This window comes from Treponema bryantii NK4A124 (assembly GCF_000421345.1).
In the GTDB taxonomy this organism is placed as follows: domain Bacteria; phylum Spirochaetota; class Spirochaetia; order Treponematales; family Treponemataceae; genus Treponema_D; species Treponema_D bryantii_B.
Genome location: NZ_ATWV01000003.1, coordinates 73,468 through 96,828 on the forward strand (window position 1 = coordinate 73,468; position 23,361 = coordinate 96,828).

Sequence of the window (23,361 nt, forward strand, 5' to 3'; positions counted from 1 at the left end):
ATAATTTTTTTTAAAATGCCTATTTTATATATTGACACTTTTAGCTCAAAAATATATATTTAATACATCACTTGCGGATGTCATATAACGGCTTATTATCTCAGCCTTCCAAGCTGATGACGAGGGTTCGACTCCCTTCATCCGCTCTAATTAAAGCTTCCTGATTAGGGAAGCTTTTTTCATTTAACTAATAATAATTTTTGTTTGGGGAGTCGAACCCCAAGGGGTACGGCCGCGAGATTAATCTCGCGCCCAATTTGCTAAAATTGCTGCTCGCAATTTTTTAACGCAAATTGCCCTTCATCCGTTTCGAGTTAAGAGTTCAACTATGTGTAGATAGCCGTTTTCCTTATGTTATTTAATAAAACGAAAATCAGCTTCACCTTTATTCATAAAAGTCTGGATTCTGCATTTTTTAGGTTTCAGGTTTTCAACAAAATATCTGATATCGCTTGCATAGTCAGAGGCTACATATTCTGCATCGTAATTCAGCGAGAGGCATTCTTCTTTTCCAGTATCAGTTGTTCTTGATATTGCCCCATAAAATCTTACAATATCCTCAATTGCCGGAAAATATCTCTGAAGATTTTTAAGTTTACATTCTTCCTTCAAAAAATCCAGTTGAAGCTTTTCAATTTCTAAATGATTTTCATGTCCGCACTGACCGCAAATCTGCTGGCAGAAATCTGTATATTTTTCATAAAACAATTCAAAAACTTTAGAAGGCTTATACTTAAGCAGTCTGCAGACAGAATTAAACCACGGAACTGCACGTCCAGAATTATAAAAAGATGTACAAGCCATAGAAAGCTTTTCTGCCCTCTTCATATCATCAACTAAAAGTTCTTTTGTTTTTATAACATGATATGGCGGTTCTTTTTCATAAACAAGTCCAAGTCCATCAGCCCGGTCAAACAAATCAGTTCCCGGCAATACTGACAGACAGAAAATTTCCAAATTATTCGGATACTGAGAAATTGCAAAATCAATTCCCTCTCGGAAGGAGCCAAAGGTTTCACCAGGTAAGCCATATATCAAATCAAGTCCAAAAGTAACACCTTCTTCATTTAAAATTGAAAGGCCTCGTACAAACTTTTTTTTATCAAAAGGTCTGTTCACAAGACGTAAGGTTTCCTCATTAGCACTTTGTAAACCAATCTGCAATGCACAGGGAATCTTTGTAAACTCATGAGCAAGCTCACGGTCAATCAGTTCTGCCCTTGCTTCAAAATAGTAAAAGGTATCTGGAGTTTTAGAAGCAATCAGTCGCAGTAACTCCACAGCTCTTTTTTTATTTACATTGTAAGTAGGATCTAACACAAAAACCTGGGGGACTTTCTTTTTGGCAAATAAGTCAAGCTCAGCTTTAATACGCTCCATGGGAAACATTCGCACAGTCTTTTGTCCTTTAGACTCATAGCAATAAGCGCATTTAAAAGGACAGCCTCTTGCCAGTTCCCATAAGGCGCCTTCATATTCTGCGGGATCTATTATTCCATCAAGATATGGTGAATGTATGAGAGATAAATCTGGAGATTGAGAAATTATTACTTTGTCTGATTTTTCAGACTTATTGATTATTTTTGTAATCAAAGAAGGTACAGAAACTTCTCCTTCTCCGCTGACAGTATAATCAAAACTTTTATAAAAGGAAGGATGTGCTGTAATTTCCGGACCACCGGCAATTGTAATGATTCCCTGAGATCTTAAAATATCTGAGGCAGTTTTCAAAATCTCTATATTCCAGACAAAACATGAAAAACAAATAATAGCCTGACCGGAACTTCTGGCAGCCTCTCTACTTAGTTTTTCCGCAATATATTGTGCCGCAGCATTTTTATCTTTCGGAAAATCTTTATCCTCCAGGCAAAAAGCTTTGAGGCTTACATTAACAAGTCCCTTCAACTCATCAAAATGTTTAATAGCCGAAGCAATACAGGCAGCCCCAAATGGCAATGCCTGCGGAGACTTTTCAATTAATAAGGTTGTACAGATAACGGAAGAGGCCACTTACTTTGCTGCCCCTTCCTTCACATATTTATCCAGCTGAACATTTGCGATATTCACTTTTTGAACAACACAAGGACCTGCTACACAACCACCAGGACAGCTCATTACCTCAACAAGATTTCCATCACCTTCTTTAGCCTGCACACGTCCTGCATTTATCTCGCCATAGTAGCGAAGTTTTTTCATACCTTCTTTATCAAGTCCGTTAATTACGTCTAACTTTAAAATTGAAGGGTCAGCAAGTCTGCAGCGAACAGCTTCTGCCACACCGCCGCTTCTTGCAAAATTGCGGCCACTGGAACTAGGTACTACATCTTTCTTAACTGCGTCAAGTTTACTAACCTCAATTCCTTTTGCTTCAAAAAAGGCCGAAAGTTCTTCTGCTGTAATTACATAATCAACTAAATCATCATCAAAACCTTCACGTCTCTTTGCAAGACAAGGGCCGACAAAAACCGTTACACATGAAGGGTCATCTTTTTTAGCCAGCTCTGCAGAATAATGCATTGGACTGCGGGTTTCACTGACACAAGGATCCAGGTCCGGAACATGAATATGTACAGCCCTTACATAAGCTGAACAGCAGGATGTCGTCATTAACTTATCTCCCCGCTTCATTCGCTCAGAAAACTCTGCAGCTTCTTTTTCAGCACAAATATCAGCTCCCTGGGCAACTTCATAAATGTTAGCAAAGCCTAATTGTTCCAAGCCTTTCTCAAGCTGACCGGAACTACATTTAAACTGTGATGCAATAGAAGGCGCATACATTACACTTACCCTGCTTCCCTTCATAATGTGTTTAATTACATCTACCAGCTGGCTCTTATCCATCATGGCACCAAAAGGACATTCCTGCATACATTTACCGCAGTAAATGCACTTATGAAAATCAATAACTTCGTGACCATCTTCACCTTTAGAAATGGCACCAACAGGACAGGCTGCCTCACAAGGTACTGTAATTTTGATGATTGCATGATAAGGACAGTTCTGCTCACAAATACCACAGTGGATACATTTAGATGCATCAATATGTGCATGGTGAATAATATGGATAGCCTTCTTAGGACAGTTCACCATACAAGGTCTTGCAAAGCAGCCCTGACAGGCATTTGTAACCATAAAATTCTGTTTAACACATCCATTACAGGCTTCATGTAAAACTGTAATCATTGGCCACGTTGGCTTCTCTCGAGCCAATGCTTCTCTTGCATAATCATCAAGGTCATTAATATCATTATAGTTTTCAACAGAAATACCCATGCGGGCAAGAATACGCATTCTTAAAAGCTCGCGATCATGATAAATACAACAGCCAATAGGCTGACTGTTAGCGGGTCTCATTTCTGTTGGGATTTTATTTATTTTACGGCTGTCGAGTTCTCCTTCCAGTTGAAGTTTTGCAATTCGTACCAGAAGTTCACGTTTTACATTCGAAGCATTATTATTTATATTCATGATTTTTAATAATACTGTAATTTAAATTTGTTTGCTATAATTAAAAACATCATCTAAAATATTTGTATGCTTAATTCTATTAAATCAAAATTTTTTCCTCCAAAAGATTATTTCCGAAATCTTCCTATCCGTGAACAGGAACAACTTTCTTTAGTTGTAGGATCAAATCTTGTATTCATGATTCTCTTCGCAATTTTCGGAATTACTCTTTTTTCTTTCAAATATTATATAATAGGAATTGGAGGATTAATTCTTCTTGCCTTCTTTATAACTTCTTTAATTCTGATAAAAAAATGTCATATTCATTTCGGTGCATGGACAACAACTATAGCGATTCTTATTATATGTGCTGTTGAATGTTATGGCGGACCTTTTGCAGTTTCAAACTATTTGCCATACAGAGACTGTTGTTTTATATGTGTAATGGCGGTTTGTAATTATGTAGTCAGTCTTCGCAGAAAACAGCTTTATGGCTTTTTAATTGGCGGCCTTTTAATATGGTTAGCATCAAATGCTTTACTTTATCAGCCTCTCTACAAGGCTAATCCTTCTACTGCTTCTATGAATGTAATTATTTGTACACTTGGAATTGTAACTACAAATATTTGTATTCTTCTTTTTAATAATTTTACAAACCGTGTAATTACCCTTGCAGATGAAAATGAAAAAAAATCTTCGCTTGCCCTTAATAAAATTTCAAACGTAATTATAGAAACAGCTGAAGGACTTAATATTGGTCAGCAGCTTTCTGCATCAACCGCAAAAGCGGCAAACAGTGTAGAAGAAATTAACGAACTGTATAATTTTATTAACAATGAAACAACATCTCTTAGCTCTGAAGCAGTTACAATTAAAGATTCCAGTTTCCAGATAAATGATAAAGCTAATCAGATGAAGCAGAGCGTTCAAAACCAGAGTAATGCAATTACTTCTACCTCTGCAGCCCTTAACGAAATGTCTGCAAGTCTTACAAATATCAGCAGCATTGCAAATAATCAGCGGGCCGGAATGAGTAAACTTGTAAGCAATCTTGACTCTCAGATGAAGCTTCTTCACGACCTTGTAGATGATATGATGAAGGTAAAAGAGTCTTCTGATAAGGTATCTACTTTTGTTGAAGCAGTTAATAAGATTTCTGCCCAGACAGGTCTTCTTGCCATGAATGCTTCAATCGAAGCGGCCCATGCCGGAACTTTAGGAAAAGGCTTTTCCGTCATTGCTTCAGAAATCAGAAAACTTTCAGAAGAAACAACAAAGAATGCCCAGAAGATTACAGATACACTCGAAGAAAATGAAGCAATTGTAAATACAACTTCAGAATCAGTAACATCCTTTTCAGAATATACAAAAACAATTACAGATGAACTTAGAAAAACAATCAGCGTAATGGAAGAAATTCTTACCGGAGTTTCCGAAATTGATACAGGAACCAGGGATGTAATGAATGCCCTTACCCAGATTGTAGACGATGCAAATGTAAATACCCAACTTGCCGAAGGTGTTGCCGGAGAAATTATTCAGCAGAACTCTGCCCTGCAGAATATTTCAAACGGAACAGAAGAACTTCAGCAGAAGGTAAGCAGCCTGGAAGGACTTCTTTCAAACATTAGAGACGCAATTGCAGAAATCGACAGCAATGCCTCAGCAAATGAAATTGTAGCAGCAAAAATTTCCGGAGCCCTTTGTTAAAAATTTTTTTTAATAATGAGGCCTTTAAATATTAAAAAAAAAAACTTGACAATAAATATTAATATGTTATTATAAATTACGACAACGTTGTAGTGTTTTACGAAAACGTTGTAAATAAAAAAAACTTGCCATAAGGCAAAACAAGAAGGAGAAACCATAATGAAAAAATTTATTATTGGTGCTGCTATGTTGGCTCTCGCTGCAACTTCATTGTTCGCAGAGGGAAAAGTTCTTAATGTTTATTGTTGGAACGATGAGTTTGCATCACGCTTTAACGACTACTACAAGGCTAAGAATCCTAAGGCTTTGGAAGGCGTAACTGTAAACTTCATCCAGACTCCAAACCAGGGTTCTGCTTATCAGGATAAGCTTACTCTTGCTCTTCTTAAGAATGAAGAAGTAAAGGTTAATGATCGTGTTGACCTCTTCCTCGTTGAAGCAGACTATGCTGTTAAATTTACAAAAGAGGGATATGCTCTTGATGTAATTAAAGATATCGGTCTTACAAAGAAAGATCTCGCAAATCAGTACCAGTACACAAAAGATGTTGTAACAGACTCTAAGAAAGTTCTCCGTGGTGTATCTTGGCAGGCTTGTCCTGCTGGAATGATCTACCGCCGTTCATATGCTAAGGCTTTGTTCGGAACAGATGATCCAGCAAAGGTACAGGAAAAGGTTGCTGACTGGGCTAAGTTCAACGCTGTTGCTGCACAGGCTAAGGCAAAGGGATACTACATGGTATCTGGTTATGATGATACATACCGTATCTTCGATGACAACAGAAAGTCAGCTTGGGTAAAGGGTAACAAGATTGTAGTTGATCCAGCTATCAACACATGGATTTCACAGACTAAAGAATTCACAGACAAGGGATATAACAACAAGACTTCTCTCTGGGCTTCTGAATGGTCTTCTGGTATGATGAAGGACGGAAAAGTATTCGCTTACTTCGGACCAGGCTGGCTCATCGACTTCTGTATGGCTAAAGACGATCCTGCTTCTGCTGCTAACGCTGGAGACTGGGGATTCTGTGAAGGTCCACAGGGCTTCTCTTGGGGTGGAACATGGATCTGTGCTGCTAACGGAACAGACAACATTGAGTTGATCAAAGACATCATGAAGACTCTTACATGTGATCAGGCTAACATGACAAAACTTGCTAAGGAAACAGGCGACTTCGCTAACAACGTTCCTGCTATGACAGCTTTGGCTAACGACAAGTCATTCCACAACTCAGTACTTGGTGGACAGAACCCATATGCTCTTCTCTTGAAGAACGCACAGTCTATCAACAAGAATACTATTTCTAAGTACGATCAGGGTATGTCTGAAAACATTCAGGCTGCAATGAAAGATTACTATGAAGGAAAAGTAACTCTTGAAGAAGCTTGGGACAACTTCTATACATCAGTAATTGAATTGTATCCAAACTTGAAGAGATAGTTTATAACTAACCTTCAAAAGGGGGAATTGCTCTGCACTTCCCCCTTTTTTTAGTAAAAAAAATACATAAGAGGACGGTGTTATGGACACTAATGTTTCAACAAAAAAGAACAAAAAAAAACATTCAGTACAATATGATAGATGGGGTTATTTTTTCATTGCTCCCTTCTTCCTTGTTTATTTAGTTTTTTCATTAATTCCCCTTTTAACAACTTTTGTTTATAGTTTTTTTGAAAATTACCGCATTGGTCTTGATACAGTAGGACCTTATGCTAAAGTTTATAGATATTTTGATGGTAACAAAGAAGATTTTGAGTGGGAACTCGAAGAACTTCCTTTGGCTCTCGACACCTTCGTTGCAGAATATGAAGGCGACACACTCACTCTCGATATAAAAGACGAAATCATGGATGCACTTTATGAGGTTGACGGCACAATCGATTACGATGCTTATGAAAAAGACCTTGTAAAGCTGCTCGAAAAAGATATCGAAAACGGTAAATCAGTAGAGGCCTTTGCAGAAGATGCAAAAGCTCTCATCACAAAAGAAATTTCTGCTTTTAAGAAAAACATCTCTGTTGTTTTCAATAAAAATGACAACATGGGACGCTATTTCTTAAATACAATGATTATGTGGATTATGGGATTCGTTCCACAGATTTTAATTTCCCTTTTGCTTGCTGTATGGTTTACAAACACAGAATTGAATCTAAAATTCCAGAGATTCTTTAAAACTGTAATTTACATGCCAAACCTTATCATGGCTGCAGCATTCTCAATGCTTTTCTATGCTATGTTCTCTCCATCGGGTCCTGTAAACGGTCTTATTGCAAGGTTCTACGCAAGCATGTCTAACACTGCTGCAACCGGAGCTGAATTTGAACCAATCAGATTCTTCTCTTCTACAGGCTGGACACGAGGTCTTGTTGCAACAATGAACTTCCTTATGTGGTATGGAAACACAACAATCATGCTTATGGCTGGTGTAATGGGAATTGACACAAGTATTTTTGAAGCAGCCCGTATTGATGGTGCTGGTCCTTTCAAGACTTTCTTCAAAATTACACTTCCACTTCTGCTTCCTATTTTTGTTTACGTACTTATTACTTCTTTAATTGGTGGTATCCAGATGTTCGATGTACCTCAGATTTTGACAAATGGTAAAGGTACACCTAACAGAACTACCATGACAATTATCATGAAGTTGAATAACCACTTGTTCAGTAAAAACTACGGACCTGCAGGTATTACCTCTATCCTTATTTTTGCAATTACAGGTGTACTTAGCGGCATTGTATATAAAACAACAATGCAGAAATACACAAATAAACGCTAGGAATACAGGAGAAATAATATTATGGAAAAAATAGCAAGTCAGAGCAGAAATGTTGGAGTTAAGAGAATAATCTGTTACATCGTATTAATTCTTCTTGCAATCATTTCTCTTTTTCCTCTTTATACTATGCTTATAAACTGTACAAGATTGCATTCACAGATTCAGCAGGGCTTCTCATTCCTGCCAGGTTCAGCATTTGGCAAGAACTTTACAAACCTTGCAATCAACAAAGAGACAACAAGTGGTTTCTGGCAGTCTTTGATTCAGAAATATGAAATTGCAGATAAGGGTAACTACGCAGAAAACTATCCTGTTCTTCGTGGTATGTTAAACTCACTTTTCATTGCAGCTTTAACAGCTCTCTTCACTACTTACTTCTCTGCAATGACATCTTACGGAATTTATATGTATAACTTCAAACTTAAGAAGTTTTCATTCCGTTTCATTATGGCAATCATGATGGTTCCAACTCAGGTTTCAACTCTTGGTTTTATAAGACTTCTTGAGAAAATGCATCTTATGAACAGTTTCGTAGGTCTTATAGTTCCTTCTATTGCGGCCCCTATCGTATTCTTCTATATGTATCAGTCAATGGAAGCAACCCTTCCATACTCTATCGTAGAAGCAGCACGTGTAGACGGTTGTCCAGAGTTCAGAACCTTCAATCAGATTGTAGTTCCTATGATGAAGCCTGCATTTGCAGTTCAGATTATTTTTGCTTTCGTTTCATCATGGAACAACTACTTTGTCCCAGCTCTTGTTATTACTGACAAGATTAAGTGGACTGTTCCAATTGTAATTGCAGCTGCACGAAATGCAGACTACATGAACCGAGACCAGGGTATTAACTACATGCTTATGACACTCGCAATTGTTCCTCTTATGGTTATGTACCTTACCCTTTCTCGTTACATCATTGGCGGAACAACTGCCGGCGGTGTAAAAGAATAAGTTTTATTTCCTCTTATTATTTTTTTGGCTGCCAGAGACGGACACCTTTGGCAGCCTTTTTTGTTTATAAATTTTATGTATAAAAGATGATTTTAAAAAGTACTTTTGTATTAACAAAAAACGTTTAATAGATTATAATTGATAAGATAATCAGGGGATTTTCGTCAAAAAAAATCCTTACATAATTTTCACAGAATATTTATTTTAGGAGACAGAAATATGTCAAGAAAAATTACAATCATCGGTGCAGGACAGGTTGGTTCTACTGTTGCCTATGCCCTTACCTTGAAGCAGATTGCTTCAGAAATCGTTATCATCGATATCATTAAAGAAAAGGCTATGGGAGAGGCAATGGATATCCGCCAGGGTACTCCATTTATCGGCCCTGTTTATGTTCACGACGGTGATTATGAGGATGCAAAAGGCTCTGATATCGTTGTATTTACTTCAGGTGTTGGACGCAAGCCTGGACAGTCACGTCTTGACCTTACACAGACAAATGTTGATATCACAAAATCTGTAATTCCTCAGATTACAAAGGCTGCTCCTAATGCACTTTATGTTATCGTTGCTAACCCAGTTGATATTCTTACATATCAGTTTGTAAAGACTTCTGGTATTCCTGCAAACCGCATTTTCGGTACAGGTACAATGCTTGATACTGCACGCTTCCGTGCCCGCATTGCAGAAAACTACAAGGTAGCTCAGGAAAATGTTCACGGTTATGTATTCGGTGAACACGGAGATTCTTCTTTCGTACCTTGGTCTCTCGCTAACATCGGTTCTATTCCTGTTGATGATTTTGCTAAATCTTACCGCGGAGAAAAACTTCCAGATTTCGATAAAAATGATGTTGAAGACTATATCCGCAAGTCAGGCGGAATCATCATTGCTGCAAAGAAGTGCACAAACTACGCAATTGGTGTAACAACAGCTACTCTCTGTGAAGCTTTGAACTACGATACAGATTCAGTTCTTACAATTTCTACAATGCTCGATGGTGAATACGGAATCAAAGACGTATGTCTTTCTATTCCAACTGTTATAGGTGGTAACGGAATTAAGGGCAGAATTGAAGCACCTCTTACAGATACAGAAATTGCTTCTCTCCGCCACAGTGCAGACTGCCTCAAAGAGGTTATTAAACAGGTAAATTTCTAGGAGCAGAGAATGGAATACAAAATTGAACATGACTCAATGGGCGAAGTAAAGGTTCCTGCAGATAAATACTGGGGGGCCCAGACAGAACGCAGCCACGAAAATTTTGAAATTGGTGTAGGCATTGAAACAATGCCTCGTGAAATTACAAAGGCTTTCGGTTACCTCAAAAAGGCAGCTGCAATGGCTAACAATGCCCTCAAGCCTGAGAAGATGACAAAAGAAAAGCTTAGCGCAATCAAAAAGGCTTGTGACGAAGTAATCGCCGGAAAACTCAACGATCACTTCCCTCTCGTTGTATGGCAGACAGGTTCTGGTACACAGAGCAACATGAATGCTAACGAAGTTATCGCTAACCGCGCTAACGAAATTGCAGGTAAAAAACTTTGCCATCCAAACGACGACATCAACATGAGCCAGTCTTCTAACGACACCTTCCCTACTGCCCTTCATATTTCGGCAGTATATGCAATCGAAGACAAGCTCTTCCCAGCAATCGATACTCTTGTAGAGACCTTCAAAAAGCTCGAAAAAGAAAATATGAAGATTGTTAAGTCTGGACGTACTCACCTTCAGGACGCTGTACCTATTTCTTTCGGTCAGGAAATTTCCGGCTGGAGAACATCTCTCGAGCAGGATAAAAAGATGCTCCAGTCTTCACTTCCATTCCTTAAGCAGCTCGCTCTTGGTGGTACTGCTGTAGGAACCGGACTCAACACACCAAAGGGCTTTGACAAGAAAGTTGCTGAATGCGTTTCTGAACTCACAGGAAAGAAGTTCGTAACTGCACCTAACAAGTTCCATGCCCTTACAAGCAAGGACGAACTTGTATATGCCCACGGTGCAATCAAGGCTCTGGCCGCAGATATGATGAAGATTGCCAACGATGTTCGCTGGTTAGCAAGCGGTCCTCGTGACGGTCTTGGAGAAATCCACATTCCTGAAAATGAACCAGGTTCATCAATCATGCCAGGAAAGGTAAACCCAACTCAGTGCGAAGCTGTAACTATGGTTGCTGTTCAGGTAATGGGTAACGACGCTGCAATCGGCTTTGCTGCTTCCCAGGGTAACTTTGAACTGAACGTATTTATGCCTGTAATCGCATACAACTTTATCCAGTCTGCCCGCCTCCTCGCAGAGGCTATGCTCAGCTTCAATAAGAACTGTGCGGTTGGTATCAAAGCAAACAAAGACAAAATGCACCATAACCTTTACAACTCTTTGATGCTTGTAACAGCATTAAATCCATATATTGGTTATGAAAACGCAGCTAAAACAGCACACAAAGCTTTTGATGAAAATATCTCGCTCAAAGATGCCTGCGTAGGACTCGGCTTCCTCACAGCTGCAGAGTTTGACAAGGTATTCAAACCAGAAGCAATGGCTTTCCCTCGTTAATGCATATAAGGATGGCAGGCTATGCCTGTCATCCTTGTAATATTTCAGGATTATTTATTGAAACAGAAATTCCCTATATTTATTTTAATTACTGTTTCTCTTATTCTTTTAGCAGTAATTACCCCATCTTATTTACATAACAAATCACACGAAATCTCAAATAACCAGTTAGTTGCCTCTCACATTCACGGACTCATTGCAGGAAATATTGAACGTCCAATAGGAATTACAAGCGGTTTAAGTTCTGACGAATTTCTTATTCAGGCTCTTGAACGTGAAGAAAAGACAAATGAAAAAGAAATGGAAAACATGATGTCTTCTTTTCTTACAGCTGTAAAAAATCAATTTGGTTATGAGTCTGTATTTGTAATTTCAGAAAATAGCAAAAGATTTTACACTTCAAATGGCATTGCTAAAATTGTAAACCCTCAGGTAGATCCTTATGACAACTGGTATCCTATTCTTCTTGATACTGCAGATAACATTAATGTAGAAACTTATCGTGATCAGCAATTTGATTATCGCTGGAGTATTTTTGTAACTGGAAAAATTAGAAATACAGAGGGTAAGATTGAAGGAGTTTGTGGCATAGCTCTTCCAATGGATGACTGGCAGAAAATGCTTTTGTCGGTTGAAAAAGAATACAAGGTTAAAATTAATCTTATAGATTCTCAGGGGCTTGTTCAGGTTGATACAGATTACAATAATATCCAGAACGCCTATATATCTGATGCTCTTTCTGACTCTACTAATGCACATGGCTTTACTCATACTGAAAAAGGCAGAAACGGCTTTAGAATGACCAGATATCTTACCAGCTTAAAATGGTTTCTGGTAATTCAGGGAAGCAATGTAATTGAAGCGGAATTTGAAGGTACCCTGATAATCATCCTTATAAATATTTTTCTAATAACTTCACTAATTCTTTTACTTCTTGAACATAAAAAAAAGCTTCGTCATGATTTTATAAAATCTTCTTTACCGGAAGATGAATTAACAGGACTTCCTAACCGCAATTACATAAAAGAAGCTTATGGAGAACTTGGAGTCTTTAACACAACCCGTTACAAAACTCTCGCAGTTTTTGACATTGACCATTTTAAAACGGTAAATGAAGGACGTAACGGTGATGAAATTATTCTTGGAATTGTAGAGCTTGCAAAAAAAGCTCTTGATGAAAAAGGAATAATGTTCCGCTATTCCGGAGATGAGTTTGTTCTTTTTATTGAAATGGATCTTGCTGAAACTGAAGAAAGGTTTAAGACTTTCTGTAAAGAAGCAAAAGAAAATTTTGATGTAACGATTTCTGCAGGTCTTGTAAAAGTTGACTTGTCCGTTTCAATAAAAACAAATTACTATCGTGCCGTTCAGGCCTGTTATGCAAGAAAAGAAGCAGGCGGTAATGGCGTAGGAATAAGATGAAAAACAGGTCTACAAACATCTTAAAAAAACAGACAATTTTATATATCGCATCAACAATGGCTTTTGTATATTTTTTATCAGCCTTTGTAATTTATTTTTATTTCAGTAATCTCACCCGTGATAATCAGAACAAAACAATTTCGCTTGCTACCGAAAAGAAAATAATTGAATTAAATACTTTTTTTAATTCATCAGAAAATATTGTAAAAGAATTTCAAGCCTATATTATGGGCACAATTGAGGAAGACAGAATTCTTAACGATGCCGAATATGAAGCACAATACATGGAAAACTTGTCTAAGGTAATGTCTTCTCTTGCTGTTTTTCAAAAGGGAGCAGTAGGTGCTTTTTTCCGAATGGAGAATTCAAAGTATGGACCTTCAAGAGGCGTTTATATTACAGGCGGCTACCAGAAAAGTTTTGTAATCACACGAACGACAAATCTTTCAAAATACTCCCCTACCGACACAGAAAATGTCGGCTGGTATTATTTACCGATATGGAAAAAAGCACCGGCATGGACTTCTCCATATAATAAAACAAATATCAGTCAGAAAATGATTTCTTACTCCATTCCCCTTTATAAAAATGGAAATCTTTTAGGCGTAGTTGGAATTGAATTGAATCTTGCAATGATTGAAGATATGGTAAACTCTCTTCAACTGGAAGGTTCTAAAGGAATCTTGTTAGGCGAAGAAAATAACCTTATTCACATCAACACCCGTTATGAACTTACAAAGGCTGTAGAACGTTCTGCCGAGCTTTCCATTATTCTTGAGCAGTTCCAGAATTCAGAAAATAATGCACTTCAGAAATTTACCTGGGAAGGAAATAAATATTACGGAAACCTTTCAAAACTAGACAATGGAATGTCATATATTACGGCAATTTCACAAAACGAATTGTTCAAAAATCTTTATGGTCAGATTGTTTTACTTATACTTGCGTTTTTTATGGTAAGTCTTTTAACCATAGTTTTAATTTTCTTTATTAACACAAAAATAATCCGGCCTATAAAAATCATTACAAGAACAACAAACAGGCTTGCTCGTGGAGAATTATTTGTTGATATTCCTTATCAGTCTGAAAATGAAATCGGAACCCTTGCTAACAATATCCGTTTAATGACGACTCAGCTTAAAGAATATATTGAATATATAAGCGAACAGACAAAAAAAGAAAGGGAAGCAAAAGAAGCAGCTCTTACAGAAAGTCAGATAAACGCTGCGGCTTCTCAGGCTAAGTCTACTTTCCTTGCCAACATGAGCCACGAAATCAGAACCCCTATCAATGCCGTTCTTGGCATGAACGAAATGATTCTTCGTGAAGCAAAAGATAAAACGATTCTCGGATATTCAGCAAACATCAAAACGGCGGGCACTAACCTGCTCTCAATTGTAAATGACATCCTCGATTTTTCTAAAATTGAAGCAGGTAAAATGGAACTTATTTCTGACAATTACGAAATGTCATCTCTTATTATTGATTTAATGAACATGACCCGCGAACGAGCTCATAACAAGGGGCTTAAATATGAACTTAATGTTTCTCCCGACTTTCCTAAAACCTTATTCGGCGACAGCATACGTATAAAACAGTGCATATTAAATCTTCTTACAAATGCAATCAAATACACAAAAGAAGGCTCAATCACCTTCACAATCAATTTTGATAAATTAAACAATGATGAACTTTTATTAAAAGTGCACGTAATTGATACAGGCTGCGGAATTAAAAGCGAAGATATGGAAAAACTCTTTGCACCTTTTGAACGCATCGAAGAAGGTAAAAACAGAACAATTGAAGGCTCTGGTCTTGGTATCAGCATTGTACGCAAGCTTCTGCGTATGATGGAAAGTACGCTTGAAGTTCAAAGTACATACGGTAAAGGTTCTGACTTTTCTTTCCAGATAAAACAGAAGGTTATAGACTGGACACCAGCCGGAGACTTAAACGAAGCCTATATTGAAAGTGTAAAGCAAATGGCCAATTATAAAGAGAAGCTTCACGCCCCTCGTGCACATCTTCTTTTTGTTGATGACACAGCAATGAACCTCGATGTAATAAAAGGCCTTCTTAAAAATACAGGAATTAAAATTGACACTGCTCTTAGCGGAAAAGAAGCTCTTGAAGCAGTAAAACATAATACCTACGATATTCTCTTTATAGATCACCGCATGCCGGAAATGGATGGTATAGAAACCCTTCATGCAATGAAAGAAATGAAAGATAATCTTTCTGCAGGAAAACCTTGTATTGCACTCACAGCAAATGCAATCAGCGGTGTAAGAAAAATGTATCTCAACGAAGGTTTTGATGATTATATTTCAAAACCTGTAAATCCGGCAAAACTCGAAGAACTTATAAAACAATATTTGCCGCAAGAATATATTGAAGAAGTTCCCGGCGATGAAACTTCTGACAATATTAAAGCTGATGAATATTCTGACTTCCTAAATAACTTATATAAGATTGATGAACTTGATGCAGAGTCGGCCCTGAAAAACTGCGGCTCAGAAGAACTTCTTTTTTCAACAATCAGACAGTATTACAATTCAATTGATGAAAAAGCTCTTGAACTCCAGAACTTCTTCGAAGCTGAGGACTGGAAAAACTACGAAATTAAAGTTCATGCCCTTAAAAGCACTTCCCGCCTCATAGGTGCATTAAAGCTTTCAAAACTTGCAGAACATTTAGAAGAGTGTGCAAATAATCAGACAATAGATGAGATTAATGAAAAACATAAAACCCTTATGGATACCTTTTTAAGTCTGAAGCATACTCTCGAACCTCTTATCCATGAAAATAATTATATCGAAAAACCCGAAATCTCAAAGGAAGCTTTATCCGAAAAAATAAAACTTATTCAGGAATATGCAGATTCATTTGATATTGATGGACTTGATAACCTGATAAAAGAATTACAATCGGTAAAACTCCCGCTTGATTTTTCAGATAAATTTGATAAAATTCGCATAAGTGTAGAAAAAGTTGATTTTAAGGAATTACGTAATTTATTAACCGAAGGGAGCAGTAAATAATGAGTAATGAACTTTATATTATTGGTGATCAGTCACGAATGGTAGTAAAAAATCTGATTCTACAATTAATTAAAACGGACTGCCGCTTAAATGTATATCCTCCTCTGGTTGATGAAATAGATAAATTACCGGGAGAATCAATAAAACTTCTCGTTCTCCTTTCCGAAGACATTGAATTTCTTGTAATAAAAAAAATTGCCAGTATGCAGGCTCACTATAATTACAACATCTGCTTTATTGGTCGTATAGCAAACCTTTCTCTCGAAGATGATAATTTCTTTAAAAAAATTCCTTCAGTCAAACTTGAATCTTATACAGTTGATGTAGAAAAACTTTTAACGCTTATGAATACATATAACTGCACAAGAAAACGCATTCTTGTTGTAGATGATGAACCTATAATTCTCAGAAGCATTAAAATCTGGCTGGATAACGAGTTCGACCTCTTCCTTGTGAATTCCGGTGAAACTGCCCTTGAATTCCTTGATACCCATCTTGTAGATCTGGTTCTTCTTGACTATAAAATGCCGACAATGGACGGACCAAAAGTTCTCGAAGCAATCCGTTCAAGCTACAGACTCAAAGACCTTCCGGTAATTTTCCTTACTGCCAACAACGACCGTCAGAGTGTTATAACCGCAATGCAGTATAAGCCCGATGGCTACATTCTTAAGAGTAAAACTCCTGATGAAATAAAGGCAGCCGTAGAAGATTTCTTTAAGAACCGGGCCTTTAAAGACTAATTAACTCAATTTTTAATCTTCACAAAAACACGAAAAGAGAGTATACTTTTTGGATAATTAGGGGAAAAATCGTTTAACAATTTTTTCTTTAGTTTCTATAAATGTATATATTTATATGGGAGCAAGTATGACATATTCTTATTTTCCAGGCTGTACGCTCAAGAATAAGGCAACTGACCTTGATATCTGGGCTCGTAAGTCTGCGGAAGCGTTAGGATTCACACTTGAAGAAATTCCTGAATGGCAGTGCTGTGGTGGTGAATACCCTATGGCAAAGGATGAAATTGCATCAAAGCTTTCATCTGTAAGAGCATTGGCAAATGCCCGCGATTCTGGAAAAGATCTTGTTACTCTCTGTTCTGCCTGCTACAACGTTCTTAAACAGGTTAATAACGATGTTGCAACAGACGAGACAGTAGCTTTCAAGGTGAATAATTATCTCAAACAGGACGAGATTGAGTATCATGGTGAAGCAAAGGTTCTTCACTATCTCGAAATCCTGCGCGATGTTGTAGGCTGGGACAAAGTAAAAGCAGCAGTTAAAAAGCCATTTACCGGCAAAAAGATTGGTGCTTATTACGGATGTCTTCTTTTGAGACCTGGCAAAGTTCTTCAGCTGGATGATCCTGAAAATCCACAGCTTATCGAAGACTTTATCAAGGCAATCGGTGCAACTCCAGTTATCTATGCTCAGAGAAACGAGTGCTGCGGTGCCTACACAATGTTTGAAGATGAGTCTATCCCAAAAAACAGAACTAAGAAGATTCTTTCAAATGCAGAAGATATGGGAGCTGATTTCCTTGTAACCTCATGTCCTCTCTGCCGCTATAATCTTATTAAGAATAAGGGCGATTCAAAGCTCGATGTAATTTACTTTACAGAACTGCTTGCAGAAGCCCTCGGCTTGAAGGAGGAAAAGTAATGGAAAACAATGAACTTGTAAAAGAAATCATCCTTCAAAAAAGCGGCGTAAATCCTAAGAAATGTATGGTCTGCGGAAAGTGTTCTGCTACCTGCCCTAACTACGATGCCATGGAATATCATCCACATCAGTTTGTACAGATGGTAGAAAACGGCGACATTGAGCCGCTTTTGCAGTCTAAATCAATTTATGCATGTCTTTCATGCTTTGCCTGCCTTGAACGTTGTCCACGCCAGGTAGAACCTGCAAAACTGATTGACGGTGTAAGAGCATATGTTGAAGGTCAGCGCGGTCCTCACCGTCTCGACCCTGTTCAGGTTCCAGAGCATCTGGATGACGATATGCCACAGCAGGCTATCGTTAGTGCCTTCAGAAAATATAAACGCTAAGGAGTGACATAGAAAATGGAAAGAATTGGTGTATTTGTATGTCACTGTGGTACTAACATTGCCGGAACAGTAGACGTAGCTAAAGTTGCAGAAGAGCTTGGAAAGGTAGACGGAGTTGTTTACTCAACCCACTACACTTATATGTGTTCTTCTGCCGGTCAGCAGATGATTGAAGACCATATCAAGAACGACAAGCTTACTGGTGTTGTTCTTTGTTCATGTTCTCCACGTATGCACGAAAAAACCTTCCGTTCATGTGCAGAACGTGCTGGTCTCAACCCATTCAAAGTTGAAGTTGCAAATATCCGTGAACAGACTTCATGGGTAATGAAAGATATGGAGCAGGCTACAGAAAAGGCCATTGCTCTTGGTAAGGCTGCCATTGCAAAGACAATCCTTGACACACCTCTTATCGCAGGTGAAACTCCAATGACAAAGCGCGCTCTGGTAATTGGTGGTGGTATTGCCGGAATTACAGCTGCCCTCGACATTGCAGATGCCGGTTTCCCGGTTGATATTGTAGAAAAAGACTACACTGTCGGCGGTAAGATGGCAAAATTGGATAAAACCTTCCCTACTTTGGACTGTGCATCTTGTATCGTAACTCCAAAGATGACAGAAGTAAGCCAGAATCCTAACATCCGCATTCTTTCAGCTTCTGAAGTTTGCAGAGTTTCAGGATATATCGGAAACTTCGAAATCGATATCAAACGTCACCCACGCTATGTTGATGAAACAAAGTGTACAGGTTGTGGTGCTTGTATCGAAAAGTGTCCTAACAAGAAGGTTCCAAACGCCTTCAACCTTGGCTTGAATAACCGCAAGGCAATTGATATTCCTTTTGCTCAGGCTGTTCCAAAGGTTGCAAATATTGATGCTAACTACTGTCTCCACATGAAGGGACTTGCAAACGGTAAAGATAACGTTTGTGGATTCTGTGAAAAAGCATGTGCTGCAGGAGCCATCAAGTTTGACCAGAAAGAAGAAATCATTACAGAGAAGTATGGTGCAATCATTGTAGCAACAGGTTACAATCCTATTTCTCTTGAAAAATTTGATGAATACGCTTACAACCAGAGCCCGGACGTTGTTTCATCTCTTGAGTTCGAACGTCTCTGCAACGCTTCTGGTCCTACAAACGGTCACCTCCTCCGCCCATCAGACGGAAAAGAACCAAAGACTATCGTATTCGTTCAGTGTGTTGGTTCGCGCTGTTCAGCTGATTCTACAAAAGGTCACGAGTACTGCTCAAAGATCTGCTGTATGTATACTGCTAAGCACGCAATCCTTACACGTGACCACTATCCTGATACAAACTGTTATGTATTCTATATTGACGTTCGTACTCCTGGTAAGCTCTTTGATGAGTTCTACCGCCGTGCCGTTGAACAGTATGGTGTACACTACATCAAAGGTCAGGTAGGAAAAGTTACTCCTCAGAGCGATGGAACTCTTGATGTTCAGGGAAGCGATTTGATTTTGAACAAACAGGTTCATATCAATGCCGACATGGTTGTACTTGCAGCATCTATCGAAGCAGACAAATCTGCCCGCCCGCTTGCTACAATGCTTACAACTTCTATGGACAACAACGACTTCTTCCTCGAAGCTCATGCTAAACTTCGTCCTGTTGAATCTCCAACTGCAGGTATCTTCCTTGCAGGTTGCTGTCAGGGACCAAAAGATATTCCGGAAACTGTTGCTCAGTCATCTGGTGCCGCTGCAAAGGCAATCTGCTTACTCGTAAAAGACAAGCTCAAGAACGACCCTTGTACTGCACAGCCTGATGAAAATGCTTGTAACGGTTGTGGACAGTGTGCAAACGTTTGTCCTTACGGAGCTATTTCTTATGTTGATAAGGATTTCCGTGGTCCAAACAGAACTACAATTACACGTCACGTATCGCAGGTAAACAGCGCTATGTGTCACGGTTGTGGTGCTTGTACAGTTGCTTGTCCTTCCGGAGCTATGGATCTTAAGGGCTTCAGCAACAAACAAATCTTGGCGGAGGTAGATAGTGTACTGTAAGTAGCCACGGTGGTTGAGTAGCCCGAAGGGCGTATCGAAACCACCATCGTTACATACTCACTAAAAATTGATTATGAGTGAAAACAAAAACTGGACGCCAAAGATTGTAGCATTCTGCTGTAACTGGTGTTCTTATGCAGGTGCCGACCTGGCTGGTAACAACCGTCTCGAGTATCCTGGAAATGTAAAGATTATTCGTATCCCATGTTCCTGCCGCTTGAATCCGCTCTTTATTTTGCGTGCATTCCAGCGCGGAGCTGACGGAGTTATTTTGTGTGGCTGCCACCCTGGTGACTGTCACTATTCTACAGGTAACTACTTCGCACGTCGTCGTATGACCCTTCTCTTCTCTATGCTCGACTTCTTGGGAATTGAAAAAGGCCGCACACGTGTTGAATGGTGTTCTGCTGCAGAAGGTGTTCGCTTTGCAGGAATTATGAACGATTTCGTAAAGCAGATTACTGAGCTTGGCGAATGTAAAAAGCTGGAGGATGTAAGATGCAAGACAAATTAATCGCACGTGCAAAAGAACTCCTTGCAGAAGGAAAAGTTCAGAAAGTAGTTGGATGGAAGAAAGGTCTTTTTGAAGATGATATTACTCCTGCAGTATTCAACTCTGCAGAAGAACTCGACAAAGACTTTGTATTCAACAAGTTCTGTAAGGCTAACCTTTCTAAGTATCTTGTAAAAATCACAAGAGAAATTGAAGTTGCCAAGAGCACAACAAGAATGAACAACACAATGGCTAAGCAGAGAGATCCTAATGCCCAGGATAAACCTATTCCACAGGCAACTGTTCTCGTATTCCTTAAGCCAAGTGATACATATTCATTCACACAGCTTCTTAAAGAAAACCGCATTACCCGCGGCGACGTATATGCAATCGGAGTTCCTTGTCAGGACACTCTCGACGGTGGAGAAGTTTGTGATAACTGTAAAAACAAAAAGCCTGTTTCTTGCGACGAATTAATCGGAATTGAAGCTGATGTAGAGCCAGTTGAATCTACACGCATGGCTGAAGTTTCAAAACTTGAAGCTATGACTGCAGACGAGCGCGACGCCTTCTGGAAGAACGAGTTCAGCCGTTGTCTCCGCTGTAATGCCTGCCGCGACATCTGTCCGGCTTGTACCTGCGAAAAGTGTGTATTCGACAACAACAAGCTCTACACTTCACAGAAGGTTGCAGAAACTAACTTTGAAGAAAGCCTCTTCCATATTATCCGTGCATGGCACGTTGCCGGCCGCTGTACAGACTGTGGTGAATGTTCACGCGTTTGTCCTCAGCACATACCATTGTATCTTTTGAACCGCAAGTTCATCAAAGATATCAACGAGATTTACGGCGAATATCAGGCTGGAAGCGACATGGAAACAAAGCCTGCAATGCTTACATTTAATGCAGAAGGCGATCCTGAAACAACTATCGTTTACGACCGCTCACACGACAAGGAGGCTGAATAATGCTTAGTATCAGTGCTGATAAAATTGATTCATTGTTTGAGCTTATCGGTTCAAAGCAGCCTCTTTACCTGCCTGTAGACAACAACTCCGGCAAGGCTGATTTTAAGAAGTGGGAAAAAGGCACAAAGCTTTCTTCTGCCCTTAAAACTGTTCGCTCTGCAAAAGACTTCTTCTTCCCAAAAACTGAGCATATGGTTTCATATAAGGTTTCTGGTAAGGAAATTGAAGTTGAAGACCCAAGAAAAGATGTAGAAGACTTTGTAATTTTTGGTGTTCGTGCCTGCGATGCAAAAGGTTTTGAATGCATTGACAATGTTTATATGCATATGAATCCTCAGGATTCTTACTATACAAACCGCCGCGAACACGGAACTGTAATTACACTTGCCTGCAACGAACCGGCAAAAGAATGTTTCTGTTCAACTTACGGAATCGACGCTTCACTTGCTAAGGCAAGCGGAGACGTTTCTAGCTGGTGCGCAGACGGTACTTTCTACTTTGCTGCAAATACAGACAAGGGTAAAAAGTTCCTCGAAGCTGCTAAATCTGTATTGAAAGATTCAGACGACAAAGCCGTAGAAGCAACAAAGAAATCAATTTCTGAAAAGATTGAAAAACTTCCATTTGCTCACCTTGACCTTTCTAAGCTCGGAAAAGTTACCCCAGAGCAGATGAACAAGATTTTTGATAAAGACAACAAAACAAAGATCTGGGAAAAGGCTTCAGAAGCTTGTCTTGGTTGTGGAACCTGTACTTACGTTTGTCCAACCTGTATGTGTTTCGATGTTCGCGACTTTGCTACAGGAACAGACAAGGGAATCCGTCAGGTACGCTGCTGGGATTCATGTATGTATAACGACTTCACTCAGATGGCTGCAGAAAACCCACGCCACACTCAGAAAGAAAGAAGCCGCCAGCGCTTTATGCACAAGCTTGTTTACTACCCGATGGCACACGAAGGTCTCTTCTCTTGTGTAGGTTGTGGACGCTGTCTGACCAGCTGCCCTGTAAACATGAACATCGTAAAAGTTATTAAAATGATACAGGAGGCGGGTGAACTCTAATGGAAACAAAAGAATCATTCATTCCTTATGTAGGAAAAATTATTGACATTAAACAGGAAACTCCTGATGTTAAGACTTTCAGCGTAGTTGGTCTTGACGGAAAGAAATTGTTTAACCACATTCCTGGACAGTGTGCTATGCTCATTGTACCGGGCGTTGGTGAATCTATGATTTCCATCACTTCTTCACCTACCCTCGAATCTCACATGGAATTCTCAATCAAAAAATGTGGTTGTGTAACTGAATGGCTTCATAACGCAGAAGTTGGTCAGCAGATTTGTCTCCGCGGACCAATCGGAAACGGATTCCCTGTTGAAGGTGCTCTTAAAGGAAAAGATATCCTCGTAATTGCCGGAGGTATTGGTATTGCTCCTGTACACTCTGTAGTAAATTACATGATGGATCACCGCGAAAACTACGGTAAAATCCAGGTAATTTATGGTGCCCGCTCAAAGGCAGACCTCGTTCGTCTGGACGAGATGCAGAACGTATGGAAGAAACAGCCAAACTGCTCTATCGACATCACAATCGACCGTGCAGAAGAAGGCTGGGATGGACACGTTGGATTCGTTCCACCTTTCATCACTGAGCTTAAACCAGATGCCGGCATGACAGTAATCATGTGTGGACCTCCAATCCTTATCCATATGTCTCTTGGAATTCTTAAAGACCTTGGTTTCAAGGACGAACAGATTTTCACCACAATGGAAATGCGCATGAAGTGCGGTATTGGAAAGTGTGGAAGATGTAATATCGGTGATAAATTCGTTTGTAAAGACGGTCCGGTATTTAGCTTTGACCAGTTAGGAGAATTACCTCCAGAGTACTAAGTCAAATGTCATCCTGAA

General features: G+C 39.1%; 18 protein-coding genes and 1 tRNA gene. 17 read left to right on the plus strand and 2 right to left on the minus strand.

Annotated features, from left to right (window positions below):
- Positions 1-73: 73 nt before the first annotated feature.
- Positions 74-146: transfer RNA gene (locus tag G626_RS0103495), tRNA-Gly, on the plus strand.
- A gap of 208 nt (positions 147-354) precedes the next feature.
- On the opposite strand, the gene G626_RS15295 is transcribed toward G626_RS0103495, so the two are convergent.
- Together G626_RS15295 and G626_RS0103505 are read right to left on the minus strand one after the other, a co-directional pair.
- Positions 355-2,010, minus strand: coding sequence for a B12-binding domain-containing radical SAM protein (locus G626_RS15295; RefSeq protein WP_022931410.1), 1,656 nt, complete (start codon positions 2,008-2,010; stop codon positions 355-357).
- A complete protein-coding gene (locus G626_RS0103505; RefSeq protein WP_027726956.1) occupies positions 2,011-3,471 on the minus strand; it encodes a monomeric [FeFe] hydrogenase in 1,461 nt (486 codons plus the stop codon).
- Between the two features lie 63 nt (positions 3,472-3,534).
- Between G626_RS0103505 and G626_RS0103510 the strand changes: the two genes are divergently transcribed.
- From G626_RS0103510 to G626_RS0103585, 16 genes are all read left to right on the plus strand, one after another.
- Positions 3,535-5,157, plus strand: coding sequence for a methyl-accepting chemotaxis protein (locus tag G626_RS0103510; RefSeq protein ID WP_022931412.1), 1,623 nt, complete (start codon positions 3,535-3,537; stop codon positions 5,155-5,157).
- Between the two features lie 159 nt (positions 5,158-5,316).
- A complete protein-coding gene (locus G626_RS0103515; protein WP_022931413.1) occupies positions 5,317-6,600 on the plus strand; it encodes a type 2 periplasmic-binding domain-containing protein in 1,284 nt (427 codons plus the stop codon).
- Positions 6,601-6,682: 82 nt separating this feature from the next.
- The gene (locus tag G626_RS15300; protein WP_022931414.1) at positions 6,683-7,936 is read left to right on the plus strand and encodes a carbohydrate ABC transporter permease; all 1,254 of its coding nucleotides are present in this window, start codon (positions 6,683-6,685) and stop codon (positions 7,934-7,936) included.
- Between the two features lie 21 nt (positions 7,937-7,957).
- Positions 7,958-8,887 (plus strand): carbohydrate ABC transporter permease, encoded by a 930-nt coding sequence (locus G626_RS0103525; protein ID WP_022931415.1) that lies wholly within the window; start codon positions 7,958-7,960, stop codon positions 8,885-8,887.
- Between the two features lie 219 nt (positions 8,888-9,106).
- The gene (locus tag G626_RS0103530; protein ID WP_022931416.1) at positions 9,107-10,048 is read left to right on the plus strand and encodes an L-lactate dehydrogenase; all 942 of its coding nucleotides are present in this window, start codon (positions 9,107-9,109) and stop codon (positions 10,046-10,048) included.
- 9 nt (positions 10,049-10,057) lie between these two features.
- Positions 10,058-11,443 (plus strand): class II fumarate hydratase, encoded by a 1,386-nt coding sequence (gene fumC, locus G626_RS0103535; protein ID WP_022931417.1) that lies wholly within the window; start codon positions 10,058-10,060, stop codon positions 11,441-11,443.
- Positions 11,444-11,500: 57 nt separating this feature from the next.
- Positions 11,501-12,865 carry a sensor domain-containing diguanylate cyclase gene (locus G626_RS0103540; protein ID WP_196800456.1) on the plus strand — a complete coding sequence of 455 codons (1,365 nt, stop codon included), beginning with the start codon at positions 11,501-11,503 and terminating at the stop codon, positions 12,863-12,865.
- Positions 12,862-15,906: a hybrid sensor histidine kinase/response regulator gene (locus G626_RS17235; RefSeq protein ID WP_022931419.1), complete on the plus strand. Its 3,045-nt coding sequence runs from the start codon at positions 12,862-12,864 to the stop codon at positions 15,904-15,906. The genes G626_RS0103540 and G626_RS17235 overlap by 4 nt, the downstream gene beginning before the upstream one ends.
- Complete coding sequence (locus G626_RS17240) at positions 15,906-16,649, plus strand: response regulator (protein ID WP_022931420.1); 744 nt, start codon at positions 15,906-15,908, stop codon at positions 16,647-16,649. The genes G626_RS17235 and G626_RS17240 overlap by 1 nt, the downstream gene beginning before the upstream one ends.
- Before the next feature lie 127 nt (positions 16,650-16,776).
- Positions 16,777-17,571: a CoB--CoM heterodisulfide reductase iron-sulfur subunit B family protein gene (locus G626_RS0103555; RefSeq protein ID WP_022931421.1), complete on the plus strand. Its 795-nt coding sequence runs from the start codon at positions 16,777-16,779 to the stop codon at positions 17,569-17,571.
- Entirely contained in the window at positions 17,571-17,960 is a 390-nt protein-coding gene (locus tag G626_RS0103560) for a 4Fe-4S dicluster domain-containing protein (protein ID WP_022931422.1), read from the plus strand. Before G626_RS0103555 ends, G626_RS0103560 begins: the two co-directional genes overlap by 1 nt.
- Positions 17,961-17,975: 15 nt before the next feature.
- On the plus strand, positions 17,976-19,988 hold the full coding sequence (locus G626_RS0103565; protein ID WP_022931423.1) for a CoB--CoM heterodisulfide reductase iron-sulfur subunit A family protein: 2,013 nt from the start codon (positions 17,976-17,978) through the stop codon (positions 19,986-19,988).
- Positions 19,989-20,061: 73 nt separating this feature from the next.
- Complete coding sequence (locus G626_RS0103570; protein ID WP_196800457.1) at positions 20,062-20,502, plus strand: hydrogenase iron-sulfur subunit; 441 nt, start codon at positions 20,062-20,064, stop codon at positions 20,500-20,502.
- Entirely contained in the window at positions 20,487-21,449 is a 963-nt protein-coding gene (locus G626_RS0103575; RefSeq protein ID WP_022931425.1) for a 4Fe-4S dicluster domain-containing protein, read from the plus strand. Before G626_RS0103570 ends, G626_RS0103575 begins: the two co-directional genes overlap by 16 nt.
- Entirely contained in the window at positions 21,449-22,513 is a 1,065-nt protein-coding gene (locus tag G626_RS0103580) for a 4Fe-4S dicluster domain-containing protein (protein WP_022931426.1), read from the plus strand. The genes G626_RS0103575 and G626_RS0103580 overlap by 1 nt, the downstream gene beginning before the upstream one ends.
- Positions 22,513-23,343, plus strand: coding sequence for an FAD/NAD(P)-binding protein (locus G626_RS0103585; RefSeq protein WP_022931427.1), 831 nt, complete (start codon positions 22,513-22,515; stop codon positions 23,341-23,343). The genes G626_RS0103580 and G626_RS0103585 overlap by 1 nt, the downstream gene beginning before the upstream one ends.
- Positions 23,344-23,361 lie beyond the last annotated feature (18 nt).